Consider the following 21,087-nt stretch of genomic DNA (forward strand, 5'->3'; position numbering starts at 1 on the left):
GAAGGGGCTTCCGCCCCGGTTGTCAGCCCGCCCGGTGTGTCACCACCTGGCGGGTTTTCTGTTTCTGGTTCCGTGCGGATCACAGGCGTGCCTTGCCGGCCTGCCTCCGCTGCAACATGGCCACGCCCTCTTCGAAGGCCGCCTCCATCTCGGCGGCGGATTGAGCACTCGGCTTCTGAAACCGGCCTGCAACGACCTTTGCGCCCGGTTTCGAGGTGGCCTCGGCGGGGTCGAAGTTCGGCCTGTTGGTGGCTGGCGCATGCGGCAGGCCGGTGGCCATGCGCACGACTTTCTTGGCTGTGGCGGGCACGACGGGCGTGCTGCGCGGCATGAGGCCTGCCACCTGGGCCGCATCCATGCGGCGCTCGGCTTCCAGCACGCCCTTCGCGTGCTTCTTGCGCTGGCTCTTCGCGCGGGCCAGATCGCGGGCGGCGTCAAGATCGTTGAAGCCGCCGGCATGAGAGCAGTCCGCTGCGCAGATGTAGCGGCCGTCGAGCGTGTATACGTGCACGCCCTTGTGCAGGCTGTCGGGGTCGAAGCGGACTACGGCCTTGTCGCCGGCGTGGTCGACGAGGCGTTCGTCCCAATAGCGGTTGCCCAGCAGCGAGACCTCGCCGGTGTTGCTGGCCAGGGACACGCTTTCGGCAGCCAGCATCCACCAGCGCCGCTGCTCGGCCGTGGGCATGCGGATCAGCACGCCGGCTTCCTGGTAGCTGTCGGCAAAGGCAGCATCGAAGCTGCGGCCGGCACAGACGTGCGAGCGACGGCCAGGGCGCGCGTTGTGAGCGGCGATCTCGGTGTCTAGCACGGCCAGGAACTCTTCGATCGGCACCGCGCGGCTGCCGTAGTTCTCTGGCTTGGCCATCGTGTTGTTGCCGACGTAGGCGCCGGCGAAGGCCGGATGCTTGGCGACGTGCTCACAGAGATCGCGCCAGGCGCGTTCGATCGGCTTGGCCTGGCCGTGATACGGCGTTGTCCAGTGGACGTTCTCGGGTCCGACCAGTTTGGTCAGCAGGCCTTCCGGGTCTTCTTCGCGGACGGTGAAGCGATAGCGGTTGGCCATGCCGCCCGTGATGAACTTGCTGGCGAAACTGCGGCCGTTGTCGAGCCAGACCGCGCCGGGGATGCCGTACTGCTCGATCATGTCGCCGAAGCTGAGGCGGACCAGACCGCTGTGTTCGGTGCGGTCCACGCGCTTGGCGAGCAGCTTGCCGCTGTAGAGGTCCTGCCAGCCGACCATGACAGGCCGCGCCACGGTGCCGTCCTGCCATTTGCAGAACACGTCGAAGCGATGCCCGTCTGCGTTCACGCCGCCCATCGCCTGAAAGACGCTGCGATCACGCTGCTGGGCAGGCATGGTCCGGGCGAAGGCCTCGGTACCCCGGCGCGCCAGCACCTGCACAGCGCGTGGCACTTCGCGGTCCAACCGGGTACGCAGGCTGGAGAGGCTCGGCACGATCCAGCCGCGCTCTTTTGCAGCGCGGGTCAGGCGGTCGTAAACAGCGCTGGCCGTTGGACCTTCGAGACGCAGGTAGTCCCCTTTGAAAAAGTCCCAGGCCTCCGGACTGACGCTGTCCGACGTGCGACCGAGCCAGCCAGGAGTCAAGACGGCCAGCCAGTCGGCCCTGGGATACGGCCTCACGTCGTACCAGAGCTTGCGCAGCGTGCCTTCGGTTTCCAGACCGCGTGCGACGACTTCGCGGATGGCCTTGCGAACCGGATGCCCTTGGTCGACCAGAGCGGCAACCGCCTGAACGGCACGGGTGGCGGCTTCCGCCCTGGCTTTGCAGCCAGGGGCAGCGCGTTCGTATCGAGCCCAGAGGCTTTCCGAATTCTCGATGGAGGCGACAGCATTTCTTGCTGCCGGTGACGAAGAAGAAGCGGCAGCATCAGCTGCCGAAGGTGCGGCACCGGCTGTGCCGGCCGGTGCGGAGGAGACGGTTGAGGTGACGTGGCCGGCGATGGCGAGCCGGGCTTGAATGTCGGCTGGCAGGTCGCGGAATTGGTAGACGCGCTGCCGTCCGCCGAGCACTGGGCGCTCGAAATATGGCCATTGCTGGCGCTCGGCTTTCTTCCGGATGGCACGCTCGGTGACGAGCGCGACATCCGCCAGTTGTGCGGCTGTGAAGATGGCGTTCAATGCAGTTCCGGCACTGCTGCATCACGCTCGGGAGAGGGCATATACGCCAGCACCTGGATCATGGGCGCGGCATCCGCGCTGGCCAAAGATCGGCGAGAGGGATCCCCGTGGCGTTGCTGATCGCACGCCGAATCTTCCGGCTTTCGCTTCGTCCAGCAATTGCCGAGCACACCGCCGTGCTGGTAACGCCCAGATTCCTGGCGATCTGTGACTGGCTGCTGCCAGCTTTTTTCAGAGCAGCGGTGATGTCGGCTCGGTGCATTTGCGGTGCTAGGCTGTTGTTCAATAACGAACACGGCCGAGAATAGTAACGCTTTTGCGCTACTGTCAAGCGATGGATATCCAAATGAACAACTTTTCCGCACGACTCCGCGAAGAGCGTGAACGTCTAGGTCTTAGTCAGGCCGAATTGGGGGAAAAAGGAGGGGTGCTGAAAGGTACTCAACATATGTACGAGAGCGCGAAGCGCAGCCCAGATGCCGAGTACCTGCGTCGTGTCGCCGAAGCCGGGGTTGACGTGCCGTTTCTGTTCACCGGCCTCCGCTCGCGACTGATCGAATTGAGCGAGGCGGAGCAGTTCATTCTGGATACATATCGACGGATCGACGTGTACGCCAAGGACGGGATCAACATCCTGTTCGAGCGCTTGGCGGCGGTGAAATATGAGGGCAACGAGTACCCGCGTTGGCGCTCAAAACCGGGGTAATGATGTTCCGGCTTTCGGTTCCGGCTTTCATTGCTAAATTTTTCTAATTTCTTTTATTAAATAATTAGTTGCGCCAATGCTCCGGCTTTCGCGCCGGCATTACTCGATGTTCCCTCTTTCGACCCGGAAGCCGGAACATCATTCGCCGCTATATGGCGTTCCGGCTGCGCAACTCGTCAACGAAATCGTGACCGTAGAAGCCGCCGTGAAGCGTGATCCGCGTGGCCACGCGGCGGTCTGGGGCGCGATGCGGCGAAAGTTCAAGTACTCGACGCTGCCGCTGATGCCGGCTCGCCAGGGCGAAGAAGCGGAAGCGTACTTACGCGAGCAAATTGGCCGCCTGATGTCGGCGAAGAGTGCCCCTGCGAAGGTTCCTGACTACCGTCTCAAGCGGTATCGGTCGATTCATTCCCGCGTGAAGGAGCTTGGCCTTGAGGACTGGAAGGTGTCGTACTTGGCTGAGCACTTCGGTGCTGGAAGCCTGACTGAGCTTACGGACGCCGACCTGGAACGCTTCTACCGGGCCGTGTTTTCCAAGAAGCCGAAAGCGTAGTTGCAACGTCGCTGCAATCGCGTTGCCTGACTCGGGGCGGTGTCTAAGATCAAACAGCCGGTTGCGACCATTCAGGGCTGAAGCCGGTTTCTGTCTAGGTTCAGACCAGGAGTCGAGCGTCGGAAAAAGTCTTTTGAATCCCGCTATTTCCCGTTTCTTCCCGTTTCTTCCCGCCTTTCCTTCTGTCTCACTTCAAACACCCCCTCACAGCCAGCCGTCTCTATAGTGTGGCCGGGCCTCAAATGAGACCGATCTCATGCGTATAGCCGAAGGATCCGATTTTCCGAGGGAAGCGGCGTTCGAGCGCTTGTCCGCGTCCTGGCATCGCTGTCGCGGCATGCATCTGGATCACGATCTCGATCTGCCGCTCGAACCGGTGACCGACAGCCAGCTGCGCAAGCTGTTGCAGCGCGACGCCCGCCTGGCGGCAGTCGCCCGGCAGGAGCTGGAGATGATGTCCCGGGCGGTTGCCGATACCGGCCACGTGCTGGTGGTCATCGACGACCAGGGCTTCATCGCCGCCGTTGCCGGCGATGTCCACCACGCCGGCGATACCCTGCGCCGGCTGCGCCTGGGCGTCGATCTGAGCGAGGCCAGTTTCGGCACCACCGCACCGGGGACCGCGCTCGCCGATCGGCAGCCGATCCTGGTGCGTCGCAGCGATCACTTTCTGACCCGACTGCGGCAGCTGGAATGCCTGGCCGCGCCGATCTTCACGCCCGGTGGTGATGTGCTGGGCGTGCTCGGCGTCTGCAGCGACCAGCGGCCGTTGCTGCCCGGCATTGTGGAAATGGTCCAGAGCGCGGTGCTGCGGATGGAGCGACAGCTGCTGCGCGAACTGGGCAGCCCGAAGATTCTCCGCCTGCATCCGCACCCTTGCGGCCTCGGCGGCATCTCGGAAGGGCTGATCGCCGTCGGCAAGGAAGGCGAGATCCTCGGCACCAACACGATCGCTGCGCAGCTCCTGGGCATCACCCAGCAACATGCCGTCGGCCGTTCGCTGGAGGGCTTCTTCGAGGTCAGCCCGCTGCGACTGCGGTCGATCGCGAATGGCATCGCGACCCTGCGGATCAACGGCGGCCTGAGCGTGGCGGCCACGCTGGTCGAAGTGGAGGATCTCGAACGGCGCGCGGTGCGTGCCGGCGCGCTTCCGGAAGGGCCGGGCGACACCCGATCGCGGAGCCCGGATCTGCGCCTTCTGGATCAGCTGACCCGACGCGAGATCGACGTGCTCCGCCATCTCGATAACGGGCACTCGAACCTCGAAATCGCCCGCGCGATCTTCGTGTCCGAAGACACGGTGAAGTACCACCTGAAGAACATCTACGCGAAGCTGGCCGTCGGCAGCCGCTTGCAGGCGATTGCCACCGCGCGCGAGCTGAAGCTGATCCGCTAGAACACGCGCGTGGCCGACGACCGGGACGCGCCTCAGCCGATCAGCTGCTGGCGCAGCGCGATGGCGACAGCATGGGCGCGGTCGGCGGCGCCGAGCTTTTCGTAGATCTTCTTCAGGTGCGACTTCACCGTTTCCTCGGTGATCGTCAGCGTCCGCGCGATCATCTTGTTGCTCAGGCCATCGGCCAGCGCTTCGAGAATCTGCATCTCGCGCACCGACAGCGCGCCGCGGTCGTCGGCGCTGCGCGCGTCCTGCACCAGGCGCCGGAGCAGCGGCATTGTGATCTCGGCCTGCAGATAGCCGCCGCCGCTGGCCACCGAGCGCACCGCGCGCAGCAGGTCGCTGCTCGAGGCGCTCTTCAGCAAATAGCCGCGGGCGCCGGCGTTCATCGTGCTCCAGACATAGCCGGGGTTGTCGTACATGGTGAACACGATGATCCGGGTGTCCGGATGCGCGGCGATGATGTCGGCGATCGCGCTCATGCCGCTCTGGCCCGGCATCTTCAGATCGATGACCACCACGTCCGGATACGGCTGCAGCGCTTCCATGCTGCGGATGCCGCTCTGCGCATCGCCGGCCTGGCCGACGACGGTGATGTCGGCTTCCTGATCGAGCATCCGGGCGATGCCCTGGCGCAGCACATGGTGATCGTCGATCAGGAACACGCGGGTCGCGACGGTCACGATCCGCTCCCCGGCAGCCGCACTTCGATCCGGGTGCCGCGCCGGCCGGCGCCGGCCTCGACGATCAGCCGGCCGCCGGCCGCTTCGGCGCGTTCGCGCATCGTCATCAGGCCGTAGTGGCCGATCGGCACCTGATCGGGATCGAAGCCGAGGCCGTCGTCGCTGATGCTCAGCACCACCTGGCCGAGGCGCGGTTCGAGCACGACTTCGACGGTCGACGCCTGCGCGTGCTTCTGGATGTTCAGCAGCGCTTCCTGCAGCAGACGGAACAGCATCGCGTCTTGCCGCGAGCGCCAGTCGCGCAGGCGCGGGTCGATGCGGCAGCTCAGGCGGTACGGCGCGATGTCCGAATGCCGGGCCAGATGTTCGCTGGCCGCCTCGAAGAAGCCCAGTTCGTCGAGCACCGTCGGCCGCAGCTCGTTCATGATCGAGCGCACATCGTGATTGCAGGCGCGCACCGTGACCTCCAGCTCAAGGAGCTTTTCGCGCAGCGCCGCGCGATCGTCGAGCCCGGCCATGCATTGCTCCAGCCCGTGGCGCAGGCCGAACAGGTGGCCGCTCATGCGATCGTGCAGCTCGCCGGAGATGTTGCGCCGTTCCTCTTCCTGGACCTGGGCGAAGCGGCGCAGCACCGCCTGATAGCGCTCGCCGGATTCGCGCAGGCTGCGCGCGTGTTCGAGGATCAGCTGGGCGTGCTCGCGCGCCCAGTCGGCGAGGATCGCGCCCATGAAGCCGGCGAAGCCGAGCAGGAAGAACTGAGTGGTCAGCGTCAGCCAGGTATCGCGCTCGGCATCGCCGCTGTACAGCGGTTCGGCGAAGAAGATCAGCACGGTGACGAAGCAGTTGAAGCAGGCGATGCCGATCGATTCGAGCACGCCGAAGCGGATCGCGACCGACATCTGCGTGAAGTAGAAGAATGGATACAGGATCGAATCGATGCCGCCGGTGAACAGGCAGATCATGCCGGCCAGCACTGGATCGCCGAAGGTGGTGATCACGGCCGTGCGCCGGATGTTGCGGGTTCGCCCCGCTTCCCGGTGCGCCCACAGGCCGTAGACCACGCCCGCCGCATGGACCGCCCAGACCGGCGTCGGACCGAGCGCGTAGCCGTGGCCGCGCAGCACCACGAACCAGCCGATCAGGCCGATGTTGCGCAGCCAGCGGATGTCCTTCTCGGCGCGCCGCAGGCGCTGCTCGTCGTGTCCGGCTTCGACCCACTGCGGCGTCCGGTCGAGCCAGGGCAGGTCCGGCGAGGCGGTCCAGGGACGGGTCATGGCGGTCACCGGCAGCACGAGGGGGCGCCAGCATACCCCGCAGCGATTCCGCCTCGGCATGCGGCCGGCACTAGAGTTTCAGGCCGCTCTGGCGCTCGAAATCGGCGAGATCGAAGTAGTCGCTGAAGCGGATGATCCGGCCGCCGCGCAGCGCGAACACGCCGGTCACCGGCAGCACCACGCGGGTGCCGTTGCGCATCGTGAAGCGGTCGATGCGCTCGGCGATCACCAGCCCCGGCGCGGCCGCGAGGCTGACGACATCGAGGCTGGCGGCCTCGAAAGCTTCGAGGAAGGCGACGAAGATCTGCCGGATGCCGGCGATCCCGGTGATCGGCGCCACCGGCACGTTGTGGTAGACCGCGTCGGCGGCGAAGTAGCCGCACAGCGCGTCGATGTCACGGCCAGTCCAGGCGCCGAGAAAATCGCGGACCCGGCGTTCGCAGGCGTCCTGGGGATCAAGGGTGGCGTTCATGTGCGACTCCAGTGCGATGCGGTACCGAAGGGATGCTGGGCCTACTGGGCGATGAAGCCGCCGTCGACCGCCAGGCAGTGGCCAGTGACGAAGCCCGCCTGATCCGAGGCCAGCCACAGGGCCGCGCCGGCGATGTCCTCCGGAGTGGCGATCCGCTTCATCGGGTTCATCGCCATCAGCGCTTCGCGCAGGCCGGGCTGATCGCTGGCCAGCGCGTCGAGCATCGCGGTGTCGACCATGCCTGGACACAGCGCATTGACTCGCACGCCCCGGGCCGCCACGTTCAGCGCCGTCGATTTCACCAGGCCGACCACCGCGTGCTTGCTGGCGACATAGGCGGCAAGCCCCGGCGCGCCGATCAGCCCGGCCACCGACGCGGTGGCGACGATCACGCCCGAGCCGCGCGCCACCATCGCCGGCAGGGCGGCCTTGATGGTGCGGAAGGCGCCCATCAGGTTGATGTCGATCACCTGCGCGAAGGCGGCTTCCGGGCAGTCCCAGACCTCCACCGGAGTACCCAGGATGCCGGCATTGGCGAAAACCACCTGCGGGTCGCCGAAGGCGGCCGCGCCAGTGGCGAACAGCGCGTCGAGATCCGCCTGCCGGCGCACGTCGCAGGGGGCCGACACGGCGGGCGCACCGACTTCGGCCAGCAGGGCAACGGTATCCGCCAGCCCTGCGGCGGCGATGTCGCCGACGATCAGCTTGGCACCGGCACGGCCGGCGGCCAGCGCGATCGCCCGGCCGATGCCGGAGGCCGCCCCGGTGACCAGCACGGTCCGGCCGGCGAGACTGCTGCTCACGACTGCGGCCCGCTGGATTTGCGGATGAAGCCGTAATACTGGTTCGACGGCTTGCCGCCGGCCGCCCGGTACTCGGCCCGGGCCTGGGCCAGCAGGTCGTTGCGCCAGGGCTGTTCGGCCATCTCCTTCTGCAAGTTGAACAGGCCGGCGGCGTTGCCGGCCAGGATCGCCGACTTGATCTTGCCGTCGGCCGCGCCCAGCGCCGCGTAGCCATGCGCCTTCTGCATGGCGGGTGGAATCTCGATGCGCCGGAACGCTTCGATCTGCCATTGCGGCGAGCCGTACCAGACCGAATCCGTGCCCCAGACCACGTGGTCCGCGCCCATGCCCTTGATCAGCGTGCCGAGCACCGCCGCCGCGAGCTTCGGATGGGTGACCGCGCAGCTGCCGAAGGTGGTGCCCAGCTCGGCGTAGACATTGCTGACGCCGAACCTCGCCGGCACTTCGGCAAGCTGGGTCACCCAGTCGATCTGGCCGGTCTTGTCGAACTCGGCGAGCACCGGGTCCGGGCTCGACAGGAAGTTGCGGAAGCCGCTGTGGTAGATCACGAACTTCAGGCCCGGCCAGTCCTTCGCCGCCTTGCCGACGTCGTCGACCATCGCGTGCCGCCAATGGGTCATGGTGCGCTGGTAGTCGTCCGGCAGCAGGCCCTTGTGGATGCAGACGGTGCGGATGCCCGACTTCATCATCTTCTCGTAGGCCGGGTACATCAGCTTTTCGTCGTCGAGCCGCCAGGGGTACTGGGAGTTCTCGAACGGATCGCCCAGCGTGTAGCCCTTCCAGCCGTCCGGCTTGTACAGCTCGATGGCCTTGTCGATCTCTTCCAGCCAACCTTTCTGGCCCGGCGCCATCACGCTGTGGCAGAGCATGCGGCGCGAGCCCGCCGCCTCGTTGACCAGCCGGCGCGCCTGCGCCAGCCCGGCATTGCCGACGATCACGTTGTCGCCCTGTTCGGACGGCGCGGCGCTGACCAGGCCGATGGTGGTGTCGCTGTCGAAGTACACCTCCTTCAGGAAGTGGTCGAACTTGTAGCGTTCGATGCTGACGCCTTCGCGCGCCATCACCGGATTCCAGTTCTTGGCGTACTCGCCGAGCGCCAGCACGATGGTCTTCTTGTAGTCGTCGCGGACGAAATGCAGCTGCACGTCGATGATCGGTTGGTCGCGCAGCCGGGCGCGCAACGCCTCGGCGGCATCCGGGTCGAGTGCTGCGGCATCGGCATCGTTGAAGTAGCTGCCGAACACTGTGTTCATCGCCAGGAAGGCCGCGCTCATGCCGGCGCCGCTGCGCAGGAAATCGCGACGGCTGACGCCGAGCCTGCGGCTGTGGGCGGCGGTCAGCTGGGCGAGTTCGCGCTCCACCCTTTTCTGCTGTTCGGTCTGCGCGATCGGCAGGAACTCGCCGTTGGAAATCATCCGGGTCGGCACTGGCCAGCCCGTCTTGCCATCGTCCAGCGAGGTCAGTTCGCCGATCTGCCTGTCATCGAGCCACATGCGCGTCCCCCGTTCGCGGATGGCCACGGCCGGCACCGGATCGGCGCCTGTCACGTGTCCATCTCGGTGGCCAGCATGGTGGTCACCGCCGGTCGCCGGTATCACGCGACTCAGGGTTTGCCGCGACTCGTTCGGGGGGCATGGCAGGCGGGTCGCCGGCAGCGCAGTCGGCGTGCCCGGAGCCGTGCGCAGGCTCGGGATTGCGCGCCTCATGTCGCGGCCCATTCAAGGACCTCCGGCGCGAGCCTTGCTTTACCCTTTTCCTCTGACTCTGGACGGAACCGCCTCATGCATGACGACAGCGCCGGCGAATGGCGAGCCCTGCAGGCCCTGCAGCGGGCGGGCGTGGCGGATGCCGACCTGCTGGTCGCGCTGCTGCGCGAAGCGGGGGTCGGACTGGTGGATCGGACGCGGAATCCGATGCTGTGCCGCTGGGTGCCGGTGACCGAGCGGCCGGTGCCGCCGGAGGCCGACACGCTGATCCGCACGATCACCCGCACCGACGGTGACCGGACGACCGTGCGCAGCTACTGGCTGGAAGGACTGCGCGGGCCGCTGGACTGACCGTCGTGGCCGGCAGCTGGACCGCGTGCCGCGCGGTCAGTCGTCGCGCATTTCCAGGCTGCGGTTGATGCCCAGCGCCATCAAGGTGCCGACCGCGCCGGACAGCAGGTACAGGCCGACATAGCCGACGCCGAAACGGCTGGCGATGAACAGCGCGGCCAGCGGCGCGAACGCCGCGCCGACCAGCCAGGCGAGATCCGAGGTGATGATCGCGCCGCTGTAGCGGTAGCGGCTCGGGAAGGTGGAATTGATCGCGCCGGCCGCCTGCGCGTGGGTGAAGCCGAGCAGCACGAAGCCGCCGAGTACGAACAGCAGCGCGCCGATCAGGCTGCCCTTGACGAACATCGGCAGCAGGCCGATCAGGCTGAACAGCGCAATCAGGCCGGCGCCGAGCGCCAGCGTGGCGCGGCGGCCGATGCGATCGGCGATCTGGCCGGACAGCAGCATGCCGACGATGCACAGCAGCGCGCCGAACATCTGCACGCTCAGGCATTCGACGACGCTGACCTTCTCGGTGGTCAGCAGCGTGACCCAGGACAGCGGGAACACGGTGACGACATGGAACAGCGCGAAGCTGGCCAGCGGCGCGAAGGCGCCCAGCACGATGCCGGCGCGCTGGCTGCTGAGCAGCTCGCCGATCGGCGACGGCTCCAGTTCGCGGGTCTGCAAGAGCGCCGTGAACTCCGGCGTCACCACCAGCCGCAGGCGGGCGAACAGCGCCACCACGTTGATCGCGAACGCCACGCAGAACGGATAGCGCCAGCCCCAGACGAGGAAATCTTCCGGCTTCAGCGACGACACCAGGAACGCGAACAGCCCGGCGGCGATGAAGAAGCCGATCGGCCCGCCAAGCTGCGGCAGCATCGCGAACCAGCCCCGGCGGTTCTCCGGTGCGTTCAGCGCCAGCAGCGACGGCAGGCCGTCCCAGGAGCCGGCCAGGCCGATGCCCTGGGCCATGCGCATCAGCGCCAGCAGCACGATCGACCATTCGCCAAGCGTCTTGTAGCCGGGCAGGAAGGCGATGCCGGCCGTGGCGGTGCCGAGCACGAACAGCGCGATCGTCAGCTTGCTGCCGCGCCCGTAACGTTCGTGGATCAGCCGGAACAGCACCGAGCCGAACGGCCGCGCGACGAAGGCCAGCGAAAAGATCGCGAATGCGTAGAAGGTGCCGGTGCGGGCGTCGACGAACGGGAAGAACACCGACGGGAATACCAGCACCGAGGCGATGCCGAACACGAAGAAGTCGAACATCTCAGACAGCCTGCCGATGACCACGCCGATGGCGATCTCGCCGGGCGAAACCGAGGCGTGATGCGCGCCGGCCGTAGGGGGCAGCGCGGAGCTGGGGTGGGCGGTGGTCAGGGCCATCGGGCGCAATCCGGGTGCGGGCCGGGGATTTCCGGCGCCGAGACTTTCGCACGGGTGGCCGCCTGCGCCCATTGGACAATTGGTCCAATCGCGCGCCCGCACCCTGCGGCCCAGACTGCGCCTCGCAATCCTGCCACTGCGCCCGTCGCGAATTCCGTCATGTCTGCCCGATCGCTGCGCCTTGCCGCCACCCTGTGCCTGACCGCGCTGTCCGCGCTGCTGTCCGGCTGCAACCTCGTCACCCTCGATGCGGCCGGCGACATCGCCCGCCAGCAGGGCGACCTGATCGTGGTGTCCACCGTGCTGATGCTGCTGATCGTGGTGCCGGTGATGGCGCTGACCAGCTGGTTCGCCTGGCATTACCGCGCGTCGAACCGCCGCGCCACCTATGCGCCGGAGTGGAATCACTCCACGCAGCTGGAGCTGGTGATCTGGTCGGCACCGCTGCTGATCATCATCGCGCTCGGCGCGGTGACCTGGATCAGCACCCATACGCTTGATCCGTTCCGCAAGCTCGATCGCCTTGACGCGACGCGCGCCGTGCCGGCCGACGTGCAGCCGCTGAAGGTGCAGGTGGTGGCGCTGGACTGGAAGTGGCTGTTCATCTATCCGGACTACGGCATCGCCACGGTCAACGAGCTGGCGGCGCCGGTGGACGTGCCGATCGAATTCCAGCTCACCTCGTCGACGGTGATGAACACCTTCTACGTGCCGACCCTGGCCGGCATGATCTACACGATGCCGGCGATGGACACGCGCCTGCACGCGGTGATCAACCAGGCCGGCGACTACGAGGGCATGTCCGCCCACTACAGCGGCGCCGGCTTCTCGCACATGCGCTTCCGCTTCAAGGGTCTCGACGGTGCGGCCTTCGACCAGTGGGTGGCCCAGGTGCGCGCGGCACCGGCCGAGCTGAGCCGCGAGGAATACCTGAAGCTCGAACGGCCTAGCGAGAAGGAGCCGGCGCGCCATTACGGCAAGGTCGTCGCGGGTCTCTACGACGCGGCGCTGAACCTGTGCGTCGACCCGACCAAGATGTGCATGCGCGACATGATGGCGATCGACGCGCGCGGCGGTCTCGGCCTCGCGAATGTCTACAACGTCGCCCAGCTGCGCTACGACGCCGACCGCCGGCGTGACCGCGCCGCCCCCACGCCGGACCGCTACGTCACCGCGCTGTGCACCGTTGCGCCCGATGCCTACCAGAGCCCGGTCGACCCGCCGCGTTACGGCGGCGCACGGCTCGCGCCCTGAACGCCGGCCATCGCGCCCGCCCTGATTTCACGCCCAGATTCCACGGACTGAGCTTTCCATGACGCCTGCATCCGCCGAACCCCGCTCCGAGCTGGCGACCTTGCTGTTCGGTCGCCTGAGCCTCGATTCCATTCCGTATCACGAGCCGATCATCGTGGTGACCTTCCTAGTCGCCGCGCTGGCCGGCACCGCCGTGCTGGCCTGGATCACCCGGGCCCGCGCCTGGGGTTGGCTGTGGCGCGACTGGTTCTGCTCGATCGACCACAAGAAGATCGGCGTGATGTACATGGTGCTCGGCTTCGTGATGCTGCTGCGCGGCTTTGCCGACGCCATCATGATGCGCGCCCAGCAGGCCATCGCCTTCGGCGATTCGGCCGGCTACCTGCCGCCGCACCACTACGACCAGATCTTCACCGCGCACGGCGTGATCATGATCTTCTTCGTGGCGATGCCGTTCGTCACGGGGCTGATGAACTACATCGTGCCGCTGCAGATCGGCGCGCGCGACGTGGCCTTTCCGTTCCTCAACAACTTCAGCTTCTGGATGACCACGGCCGGCGCAGCGCTGGTGATGCTGTCGCTGTTCGTCGGCGAGTTCGCGACCACCGGCTGGCTGGCCTTTCCGCCGCTGTCGGGTGCCGACTACAGCCCCGGCGTCGGGGTCGACTACTACATCTGGGCATTGCAGATCGCCGGCGTCGGCACGCTCCTGTCGGGCGTCAACCTGATCGTGACGATCGTGAAGATGCGCGCGCCGGGCATGACCCTGATGAAGATGCCGGTGTTCACCTGGACCGCGCTGTGCACCAACGTGCTGATCGTCGCCGCGTTCCCGGTGCTGACTGCGGTGCTGCTGCTGCTCGGCCTGGACCGCACGGTGGGGACCAACTTCTTCACCAACGACTTCGGCGGCAACCCGATGATGTACGTGAACATGATCTGGATCTGGGGCCACCCCGAGGTCTACATCTTGATCCTGCCGCTGTTCGGCGTGTTCTCCGAAGTGGTGTCGACCTTCGCCGGCAAGCGCCTGTTCGGCTACACCTCGATGGTCTACGCGACGGTGGTGATCACCATCCTGTCGTATCTGGTGTGGCTGCATCACTTCTTCACGATGGGCTCGGGCGCCAGCGTCAACAGCTTCTTCGGCATCACGACGATGATCATCTCGATCCCGACGGGCGCCAAACTCTTCAACTGGCTGTTCACGATGTACCGCGGCCGCATCCGCTTCGAGCTGCCGATGCTGTGGATGATGGGCTTCATGTTCACCTTCGTCGTCGGCGGCATGACCGGCGTGCTGCTGGCGGTGCCGCCGGCCGACTTCGTGCTGCACAACTCGCTGTTCCTGATCGCGCACTTCCACAACGTGATCATCGGCGGCGTGGTGTTCGGCGTGTTCGCGGCGGTCAGCTACTGGTACCCGAAAGTGTTCGGCTACCGGCTCGACGTGTTCTGGGGCAAGGTCAGCTTCTGGTGCTGGCAGATCGGCTTCCTGTTCGCGTTCATGCCGCTGTACGTGCTGGGCCTGATGGGCGTGACCCGCCGGGTCAGCCACTTCGAGGACGCCAGCCTGCAGCCGTTCTTCATCGTCGCCGCGTTCGGCGCCGTGCTGATCGGCTGCGGCATCCTGGCCTCGCTGATCCAGTTCTATGTCAGCTACCAGCGCCGCGAGCAGCTGCGCGACGTCACCGGTGACCCCTGGGATGGCCGCACCCTGGAATGGGCCACCTCGTCGCCGCCGCCGGAGTACAACTTCGCGTTCACGCCACGCGTGCATGACATCGACGCCTGGTGGGACATGAAGCGCGGCGGCTATCAGCGGCCGACCACCGGCTTCCTGGCGATCCACATGCCGAAGGGCACCTCGGCCGGCATCATCCTGGCCGGCATCAGTGCGGTCGTCGGCTTCGCGCTGATCTGGCACATCTGGTGGCTGGCGGTGGCCAGCTTCGCGAGCCTGGTCGGTTTCGCGATCTTCCACACCTTCAACCTGAACCGCGATTTCCACATCCCGGCGGACGAGGTCGCGCGCGTCGAAGGCGCGCATACCCGTGCGCTCGCCGCGAACGGAGCCTGAGCCGATGTCCGCAAGCAATGCTGTGATGGCCGCTGAAGGCGCGGACCGCTGGCTGGTCCGCGAAGAGCTGCACGCCCAGCCGGGCACCATGCTCGGCTTCTGGCTGTACCTGATGAGCGACTGCCTGATCTTCGCCTGCCTGTTCGCGATGTATGGCGTCGTCGGCCACAACTACGCGGCGGGCCCGAGCCCGAAGGATTTGTTCGAGCTGCCGCTGGTCGCGGTCAACACCGCGATGCTGCTGTTCAGCTCGATCACCTACGGCTTCGCGATGATCGAGATGCAGCGCCGGCGCGTGAACGCGACGATCGTCTGGCTGATCGTCACCGGCCTGTTCGGCCTGGCCTTCGTCGGCATCGAGCTGTACGAGTTCCAGCACCTGATCCACGAAGGGGCCGGGCCGCAGCGCAGCGCCTTCCTGTCGGCGTTCTTCGCGCTGGTCGGCACCCACGGCCTGCACGTCAGCTTCGGCATCGTCTGGCTGGTGACCCTGGTGTTCCAGCTCAAGCGCTGGGGCCTGACCGACGCCACGCGCCGCCGGCTCGCCTGCCTGTCGATGTTCTGGCATTTCCTCGATCTGATCTGGATCGGCGTCTTCACCTACGTGTATCTGATGGGAGTGCTGCGATGAGTGCCGCCGACCTGCACAAGGCCTCCGCCAACGCCGAGTTCGTCCACGGCCACGACGAGGCGCATGACGACCATCACGACGACGGCATTCCCCACGCCGCGTTCAAGGACTACCTGATCGGCTTCCTGCTGTCGGTGCTGCTGACGGCGGTACCGTTCTGGCTGGTGATGGCCGACGTGCTGCCGTCGAAGCTCGCCACCACGGCGATCATCGTGGTGTTCGCGATCGCCCAGATGCTGGTCCACATCGTCTACTTCCTGCATCTCGACAGCCGCTCGCAGGGCGGCTGGAACATGCTGGCGGCGATCTTCACCGTGGTGCTGGTGGTGATCACCATCGCCGGCTCGCTGTGGGTGATGTTCCACATGAACGACAACATGATGCCGGCGATGGTGCACGAGATGGGCACCTCGCCCTGATGAAGCGCCGCCGCCTGGCGCTGCTGGTGGTGCTGGCGGCGGCCTTCGCCGGACTGTTGCTGCTCGGCAACTGGCAGCTGGCGCGGCGCGAGTGGAAGCGGGCGCTGGTCGAACAGGTGGCGCAGCACCTGGCCGCGTCACCGGTGCCGGTGCCCGGCGCCGAGCAATGGCAGGCCATCGGCCGCGATGACGCCTATCGCCGGCTGCGCGCCGCAGGCGTGTTCCACCACGATCTCGAAGCCTGCACGCAGGCGGTCACCGAACGCGGCCCCGGCTGCTGGGTGCTGACGCCGCTGCAGACGGATGCCGGCGACTGGCTGCTGGTCAATCGCGGCTTCGTCGACGAGGCGCATCGCGATCCGGCGACCCGCGCCGCCGCGCAGCGCACCGGGCCGGTTACCGTCACCGGCCTGCTGCGGCTCAGCGAGCCGAACGGCGGCTTCCTGCGTCGCAACGACCCGACCGGCAACCGCTGGTACTCGCGCGATGTCGCGGCGATCGCCGCCGCCCGCGGCCTGCCGCCGGATCGCGTGGCGCCGTACTTCCTCGATGCCGATGCCGAATCGAGCGTTCCCGGCGGCCCGGCCGGCGGCCTGACGGTGATCCGCTTCGCCGACAACCACCTGGTCTACGCGCTGACCTGGTACGGGCTGGCGCTGATGGTGCTGGCGGCGATCGGCCTGCTGCTGCGGCCGACGAGGAACCTGCCGGGCAGCACTTGATCGTGGGGATCGGCGCTAGCATGCGCGGCATGTCCGAAGTCCTGTCCTCCGCGCGCCGGCTGTCGCTGCTCGACTCGCTCGGCGAAACCGCCAACCAGCAGAACGCGATGCTGCTGGTGCAGCTGCGCTGGCTGGCCGTGTTCGGTCAGGCCTTCACCATCGTGCTCGGCACGCTGCTGCTCGACCTGCAGCTGCCGATGGCGCCGATGTTCGGCATCGTCGGCCTGCTGGTGCTGCTGAACCTGGTCAGCATGCTGCGGCCGCGCATGGGCGGGGAGGTGCGCAATGCCGAGCTGATGGCCGGCCTGGTATTCGACCTGAGCGCGCTGACCGCGCTGCTGTACCTGAGCGGCGGCGCCAGCAACCCGTTCGCGTTCCTGTACGTGCTGCAGGTGACGCTCGGCGCGGTGCTGCTCGAAGCCTGGTCGACCTGGGTGCTGGCGGCGCTGGCCTGCCTGTGCTTCGGTCTGCTGATGCGCTTCCACGTGCCGCTGGTGGTGAGCAGTGCCGCCGGCGACGCGGCGCACCAGTTCCAGCTGCATATCGCCGGCATGTTCGTCTGCTTCCTGCTGGTGGTGGTGCTGCTGGTGCTGTTCACCGGCCAGATCAGCGCCAACCTGCGCCGTCGCGACCAGGGCCTGGCCGATCTGCGCCAGCAGGCGGCGGAGCACGACCACATCGTCCGCATCGGCCTGCTGGCCTCCGGCGCCGCCCACGAACTGGGCACGCCGCTGGCCACGCTGTCGGTGATCCTCGGCGACTGGAAGCGGATGGCGGTATTCCGCGACGACCCGGACCTGCGCCAGGAACTGGACGACATGGACGCCGCGCTGCAGCGCTGCAAGGGCATCGTCGGCGGCATCCTGATGACCGCCGGCGAAGCGCGTGGCGAGGCGCCGGCGCTGACCACGGTGGCCGAATCGCTGGCCACGCTGGTCGACCGCTGGGGCGAGGTGTCGCCGGGCGTGCCGCTGGAAGTGATCCTCGAGACGCCGCTCGACGAGGTCGCGTTCCGGCGTACGCCGATCGTTTCCGACACCTCGCTGCGGCAGATGCTGTTCAACGTGCTCGACAACGCCCGCGAGGTATCGCCGGGCTGGGTGTGTTTAAGCCTGCGCTGCCACGGCGGCGAGCTGGCGGTGACGGTGCGCGACCGTGGCCCCGGTTTCAGCCCGGCGATGCTGGCGAATTTCGGCAAGCCGTATCAGTCGAGCAAGGATAGGCCGGGCAGCGGCCTGGGGTTGTTCCTGGTCGTCAACGTGATGCGCAAGCTCGGCGGCGAGGCCCGGGCCGCCAATGCGCCGGAGGGCGGCGCGGTGGTCACCCTGCGGCTGCCGATGGCGGCGCTGATGGTCGAGGCCTGAACACGATGACCGACCCCCGAACCCTGCTGCTGGTCGAGGATGACGAGGCCTTCGCCCGTACCCTGCGCCGTTCCTTCGAGCGGCGCGGCTATGCGGTGCATGCCGCCGCCAGCCTCGATGCCGCGCGCAGCCTGCTGGCCACGGTGACACCGACGCATGCGGTGGTCGATCTGAAGCTGGGCCAGGAATCCGGGCTGGCGGTGGTGCGCCATCTGCACGAGCACGATCCGGAGCTGCTGATCGTGGTGCTGACCGGCTTCGCCAGCATCGCCACGGCGGTGGAAGCAATCAAGCTCGGCGCCAGCAACTACCTGGTCAAGCCGTCGAACACCGACGACATCGAAGCGGCGTTCAACGGCGAAGCGACGGCGGAAGCGGCCGACACGCCGCTGACCGCCCGGCCGACCTCGATCAAGACGCTGGAAATGGAGCGCATCCACGAGGTGCTGGCCGAGACCAATTTCAACATCTCGGAAACCGCGCGCCGGCTCGGCATGCACCGGCGCACGCTGGCGCGCAAGCTGGCCAAGCGCTGGGTGCCGCAGTAGCGGCCCGGCCTGCGGGCTTCAGAACACCTTGCGGCGCTTCAGCCAGAGCACCAGACCGATGCCGAGGCTGGCCAGCAGCGCCAGCACGCCGAAATAGCCGTAGCGCCATTTCAGTTCCGGCATGTACTCGAAGTTCATGCCGTAGATGCCGGTGATCAGCGTCAGCGGGAAGAACACGATCGACACTGCGGTCAGGGTGCGCACGATCTCGTTGGTGCGGTGACTCATCGCCGCGAAGTGCAGCTGCACGGCGACCTCGACATCCTTCTGCAGCGCGTCGCCGTGCACCTGCACGCGGGTCAGATGCTCGACCAGATCGTCGAGCCGCACGCGCTGGTTCTCGGTCAGCTCGATGCGCATCCGCCGGCGCCAGGTGCCGATGGTCTGCAGGTTGTGCTCGCAGAGCAGCTCGAACTGGTGGGCCTGCTTGCGGTAGTTGAGCAGCTCCTGCCAGTCGTCGAACGGGTCATTCGGATCGAGCAGCGCGTCCTGCAGCTTTTCCAGCCGGTCCTCCAGCTCGTCGACGATGGTCAGGTAGCGGTCAACCATGATGTCGAGGATCGCGTGCACCAGCCCGACCGGTGTCGACGGGAAGCGCAGCCGGGTTTCGCAGAACTTCTCCTTCACGCGCTGGAACGACACGTTCTCGGCCGCGTGCACGGTGATCAGCAGGCGGTCGAAGAGGAAGAAGGCGGCGGACTTGGTGACGATCAGATCGGTGGCCGATTCGCAGTCTTCCGGCGTCAGGCCCCGGAAGATCAGCATGTCGTAGTCCTCGGTGCCGTCGTAGTACGACGGATGATCACCGTTGAAGCTGTCGGAGATGTGGGCGTCGTGGACCTTCTCGCCGGTCAGCCGTTCGGCCCACTGCGGCCATTCGCGGGCATCGTTGCGGGTGAAGTCCAGCCAGATGAAGCCTTCGGCCGGAAGCGCATCGACGCTGTCGAGCCGCACCGGGCATTCGCCCTGCCGGTTGAGCCGGTAGATCTGCATCGGGCGCGGCGGCGCTATTCGAGTTCGCGGTTCGGGTCCTGCGCCAGCATCTGGCGGAAGAACGCGCGCAGGGCTTCGTCGAACTGCTCGCGGACGCCGGCCTCGGCGTCCACGCCGTAGCGCTCCACCGAGCGCAGCGGCAGGTAGCCGGCGTACGGATACGGCGCGGTGCTGGTGAAGGCCTTGGTCAGCTGGATGCGGTGCAGGTAGATCTGCGAGCCGGCGATCCGGGAATCATGCGAACGGCTGTAGACGGACACGCGGATGCGCGGGTCGTCGGGAATGCGGGTGCCGATCTCGGCGGCGATTTCCAGCGCGCGCGCCTTCATCGCGTCGGCGCTGATCAGCGGGTTGTCGCTGCGCGCGCGGATCTCGAACGCGCGGGCCGGCATGGCGACCAGGAAGGTGATCGCGGCCAGCGCGGCCAGCGCGGCGACGCGGAGCCAGGGAGTGGTCACGGCCGATCTCCGGTGCCGGAACAGCAAGGATGGAAAAGGGCGCTTGCGGCGGCCGGACCGAAGCCGATCCGGCCGCCGCAGGCGGGGTGCCGCTTACTTCAGCAGGTCCTCGACGGCGGCGCGCTCTTCACGCAGCTCGTTTTCGGTGACCGTCATGCGGCCGCGCGAGAATTCGTCGACCGACAGGCCCTGCACGATCTCGTAGTCGCCGTTCTTGCAGATGCACGGGTAGCCGTAGACGATGCCCGGCGCGATGCCGTAGCTGCCGTCCGACGGCACGCCCATCGACACGATCTTGCCGTTCGAGCCCAGCGCCCAGTCGCGCATGTGGTCGACGGCAGCGGACGCCGCCGAGGCGGCCGACGACAGGCCGCGGGCCTTGATGATCGCCGCGCCGCGCTGCTGCACGACCGGGATGAAGTCCTTTTCCAGCCATTCCTGGGTGACCAGGTCCTTGGCCTTCTTGCCGCCGATCGTCGTGTGGCTGACGTCCGGGTACTGGGTCGAGCTGTGGTTGCCCCAGATGATGACGTTGTCGATGTCGTTGCCGTGGACGCCGGTCTTCGAGGCCAGCTGGCTGATCGCGCGGTTGTGGTCGAGGCGCACCATCGCGTGCACCTGGCGCGGGTTCAGGCCTTCCTTGGAGCCGGCGGTGGCGGCGATCAGGGCATTGGTGTTGGCCGGGTTGCCGACCACCAGCACCTTGACGTTCTTCGAGGCCTTGGTGGCCAGCGCCTTGCCCTGCGGGCCGAAGATGCCGCCGTTGGCGGTGAGCAGGTCCTTGCGCTCCATGCCCGGGCCGCGCGGACGGGCGCCGACCAGCAGCGCGTAGTCAGTGCCTTCGAAGCCGGTTTCCGGGCTCGAATGCAGTTCGATCGAGTGGACCAGCGGGAACGCGCAGTCCTCGACTTCCATGATCGTGCCCTTCAGCTTCTCGAGCACTTCCGGCACCGGCACTTCGATCAGCTGCAGGATGACCGGCTGGTCCGGGCCGAGCATCGAGCCGGAGGCGACACGGAAAATCAGCGAGTAGGCGATCTGGCCGGCGGCGCCGGTGATGGCGACCTTGACGGGCTTCTTCATGGAAAAGTTTCCTGTTGTTCGGGCTGAGAAGGGTGTGGCGTGCTTTTCGGGCGGCGAATTATGCCGTTTGCAGCCGCAGGGCG

The 21,087-nt window shown here is 66.9% G+C and carries 22 protein-coding genes; 11 read left to right on the top strand and 11 right to left on the bottom strand.

Features of this window, described 5'->3' with window-relative positions; genetic code table 11:
* Nucleotides 1-79 precede the first annotated feature (79 nt).
* Both ACTIGJ_RS09675 and ACTIGJ_RS09680 read right to left on the bottom strand, forming a co-directional pair.
* Complete coding sequence (locus ACTIGJ_RS09675; protein ID WP_439640103.1) at nt 80-2,140, bottom strand: transposase domain-containing protein; 2,061 nt, start codon at nt 2,138-2,140, stop codon at nt 80-82.
* 58 nt (nt 2,141-2,198) lie between these two features.
* Complete coding sequence (locus ACTIGJ_RS09680) at nt 2,199-2,402, bottom strand: helix-turn-helix domain-containing protein (protein WP_439640239.1); 204 nt, start codon at nt 2,400-2,402, stop codon at nt 2,199-2,201.
* Between the two features lie 84 nt (nt 2,403-2,486).
* On the opposite strand from ACTIGJ_RS09680, the gene ACTIGJ_RS09685 reads away from it, so the two are divergent.
* The 3 genes from ACTIGJ_RS09685 to ACTIGJ_RS09695 all read left to right on the top strand — a co-directional run bounded on the left by ACTIGJ_RS09685 (nt 2,487) and on the right by ACTIGJ_RS09695 (nt 4,795).
* Nucleotides 2,487-2,846 (top strand): helix-turn-helix domain-containing protein, encoded by a 360-nt coding sequence (locus ACTIGJ_RS09685; protein ID WP_439640104.1) that lies wholly within the window; start codon nt 2,487-2,489, stop codon nt 2,844-2,846.
* A gap of 106 nt (nt 2,847-2,952) precedes the next feature.
* On the top strand, nt 2,953-3,399 hold the full coding sequence (locus tag ACTIGJ_RS09690) for a hypothetical protein (protein WP_439640105.1): 447 nt from the start codon (nt 2,953-2,955) through the stop codon (nt 3,397-3,399).
* Between the two features lie 337 nt (nt 3,400-3,736).
* Complete coding sequence (locus tag ACTIGJ_RS09695; RefSeq protein WP_439640106.1) at nt 3,737-4,795, top strand: LuxR C-terminal-related transcriptional regulator; 1,059 nt, start codon at nt 3,737-3,739, stop codon at nt 4,793-4,795.
* 32 nt (nt 4,796-4,827) lie between these two features.
* Here the strand turns inward: ACTIGJ_RS09695 and ACTIGJ_RS09700 are convergent, their stop codons facing one another.
* The 5 genes from ACTIGJ_RS09700 to ACTIGJ_RS09720 form a co-directional block, all read right to left on the bottom strand.
* Complete coding sequence (locus tag ACTIGJ_RS09700; RefSeq protein ID WP_439640107.1) at nt 4,828-5,478, bottom strand: response regulator; 651 nt, start codon at nt 5,476-5,478, stop codon at nt 4,828-4,830.
* Nucleotides 5,475-6,752 carry an ATP-binding protein gene (locus ACTIGJ_RS09705; protein WP_439640108.1) on the bottom strand — a complete coding sequence of 426 codons (1,278 nt, stop codon included), beginning with the start codon at nt 6,750-6,752 and terminating at the stop codon, nt 5,475-5,477. Before ACTIGJ_RS09705 ends, ACTIGJ_RS09700 begins: the two co-directional genes overlap by 4 nt.
* 70 nt (nt 6,753-6,822) lie before the next feature.
* Nucleotides 6,823-7,224, bottom strand: a complete 402-nt coding sequence (locus tag ACTIGJ_RS09710; RefSeq protein WP_439640109.1) for a nuclear transport factor 2 family protein — start codon at nt 7,222-7,224, stop codon at nt 6,823-6,825.
* 41 nt (nt 7,225-7,265) lie between these two features.
* Complete coding sequence (locus ACTIGJ_RS09715; RefSeq protein ID WP_439640110.1) at nt 7,266-8,027, bottom strand: SDR family NAD(P)-dependent oxidoreductase; 762 nt, start codon at nt 8,025-8,027, stop codon at nt 7,266-7,268.
* Entirely contained in the window at nt 8,024-9,574 is a 1,551-nt protein-coding gene (locus ACTIGJ_RS09720; protein ID WP_439640111.1) for an amidohydrolase family protein, read from the bottom strand. The genes ACTIGJ_RS09715 and ACTIGJ_RS09720 overlap by 4 nt, the downstream gene beginning before the upstream one ends.
* 234 nt (nt 9,575-9,808) lie before the next feature.
* Here ACTIGJ_RS09720 and ACTIGJ_RS09725 point away from each other — a divergent pair, with 234 nt between their 5' ends.
* Nucleotides 9,809-10,084 (top strand): hypothetical protein, encoded by a 276-nt coding sequence (locus ACTIGJ_RS09725; RefSeq protein ID WP_439640112.1) that lies wholly within the window; start codon nt 9,809-9,811, stop codon nt 10,082-10,084.
* Nucleotides 10,085-10,120: 36 nt separating this feature from the next.
* On the opposite strand, the gene ACTIGJ_RS09730 is transcribed toward ACTIGJ_RS09725, so the two are convergent.
* Nucleotides 10,121-11,452: an MFS transporter gene (locus tag ACTIGJ_RS09730; RefSeq protein WP_439640113.1), complete on the bottom strand. Its 1,332-nt coding sequence runs from the start codon at nt 11,450-11,452 to the stop codon at nt 10,121-10,123.
* A 159-nt stretch (nt 11,453-11,611) separates the two neighbouring features.
* On the opposite strand from ACTIGJ_RS09730, the gene cyoA reads away from it, so the two are divergent.
* The 7 genes from cyoA to ACTIGJ_RS09765 are packed head-to-tail and all read left to right on the top strand — an operon-like array spanning nt 11,612 to nt 18,470.
* Complete coding sequence (cyoA, locus tag ACTIGJ_RS09735) at nt 11,612-12,706, top strand: ubiquinol oxidase subunit II (RefSeq protein WP_439640114.1); 1,095 nt, start codon at nt 11,612-11,614, stop codon at nt 12,704-12,706.
* Nucleotides 12,707-12,764: 58 nt separating this feature from the next.
* The gene (gene cyoB / locus ACTIGJ_RS09740; protein WP_439640115.1) at nt 12,765-14,786 is read left to right on the top strand and encodes a cytochrome o ubiquinol oxidase subunit I; all 2,022 of its coding nucleotides are present in this window, start codon (nt 12,765-12,767) and stop codon (nt 14,784-14,786) included.
* Nucleotides 14,787-14,811: 25 nt separating this feature from the next.
* Nucleotides 14,812-15,417, top strand: a complete 606-nt coding sequence (cyoC, locus tag ACTIGJ_RS09745) for a cytochrome o ubiquinol oxidase subunit III (protein WP_439640240.1) — start codon at nt 14,812-14,814, stop codon at nt 15,415-15,417.
* Complete coding sequence (cyoD, locus tag ACTIGJ_RS09750; RefSeq protein WP_439640116.1) at nt 15,414-15,836, top strand: cytochrome o ubiquinol oxidase subunit IV; 423 nt, start codon at nt 15,414-15,416, stop codon at nt 15,834-15,836. Before cyoC ends, cyoD begins: the two co-directional genes overlap by 4 nt.
* Complete coding sequence (locus ACTIGJ_RS09755) at nt 15,836-16,558, top strand: SURF1 family protein (RefSeq protein ID WP_439640117.1); 723 nt, start codon at nt 15,836-15,838, stop codon at nt 16,556-16,558. The genes cyoD and ACTIGJ_RS09755 overlap by 1 nt, the downstream gene beginning before the upstream one ends.
* Nucleotides 16,559-16,587: 29 nt before the next feature.
* Nucleotides 16,588-17,922, top strand: coding sequence for an ATP-binding protein (locus tag ACTIGJ_RS09760; protein ID WP_439640118.1), 1,335 nt, complete (start codon nt 16,588-16,590; stop codon nt 17,920-17,922).
* A gap of 5 nt (nt 17,923-17,927) precedes the next feature.
* Nucleotides 17,928-18,470 (top strand): response regulator transcription factor, encoded by a 543-nt coding sequence (locus ACTIGJ_RS09765; RefSeq protein ID WP_439640119.1) that lies wholly within the window; start codon nt 17,928-17,930, stop codon nt 18,468-18,470.
* Nucleotides 18,471-18,488: 18 nt separating this feature from the next.
* On the opposite strand, the gene ACTIGJ_RS09770 is transcribed toward ACTIGJ_RS09765, so the two are convergent.
* From ACTIGJ_RS09770 to ACTIGJ_RS09780, 3 genes are all read right to left on the bottom strand, one after another.
* Nucleotides 18,489-19,463 (bottom strand): magnesium transporter CorA family protein, encoded by a 975-nt coding sequence (locus ACTIGJ_RS09770; RefSeq protein WP_439640120.1) that lies wholly within the window; start codon nt 19,461-19,463, stop codon nt 18,489-18,491.
* A 14-nt stretch (nt 19,464-19,477) separates the two neighbouring features.
* Nucleotides 19,478-19,921, bottom strand: coding sequence for a hypothetical protein (locus ACTIGJ_RS09775; RefSeq protein WP_439640121.1), 444 nt, complete (start codon nt 19,919-19,921; stop codon nt 19,478-19,480).
* 93 nt (nt 19,922-20,014) lie between these two features.
* The gene (locus ACTIGJ_RS09780; RefSeq protein WP_439640122.1) at nt 20,015-21,004 is read right to left on the bottom strand and encodes a malate dehydrogenase; all 990 of its coding nucleotides are present in this window, start codon (nt 21,002-21,004) and stop codon (nt 20,015-20,017) included.
* Between the last annotated feature and the right edge of the window lie 83 nt (nt 21,005-21,087).

Source organism: Nevskia sp. (genome assembly GCF_051860985.1).
Taxonomy (GTDB): Bacteria; Pseudomonadota; Gammaproteobacteria; order Nevskiales; family Nevskiaceae; genus Nevskia.